The following is a 266-nucleotide window of genomic DNA, read 5'->3' on the forward strand; positions in this document are numbered from 1 at the left end:
AGCGAATGGTTCTTCTCATTCCTTCTTCAAATGTGACGTCCTGCCGCCATCCCAGCTCATTTTTCAGCTTTGAAGCATTGATGGCGTAACGGCGGTCATGCCCTTTTCTGTCTTCGACATGAGCAAACCGTTCCTCGACACCAAGCTCCTTCATGATAAATGACGCAAGCTCTTTATTCGTCCGTTCATTTCCTCCGCCGATATTGTAAATGTCACCGAGTGTTCCTTTTTCCAGTACGAGCTTAATGGCGCGGCAATGATCTTCG

Annotated in this window: 1 protein-coding gene; it reads right to left on the reverse strand. The window is 47.7% G+C overall.

All coding sequences use genetic code 11. From position 1 onward, the window contains the following. Positions 1–266 (reverse strand): GDP-mannose 4,6-dehydratase (locus tag R0K30_RS22215; RefSeq protein ID WP_410613035.1); only part of this gene is annotated, 266 nt, incomplete at both ends.

It is taken from the genome of Bacillus sp. SIMBA_154 (genome assembly GCF_046536015.1).
GTDB classification, from domain to species: domain Bacteria; phylum Bacillota; class Bacilli; order Bacillales; family Bacillaceae; genus Bacillus; species Bacillus pumilus_P.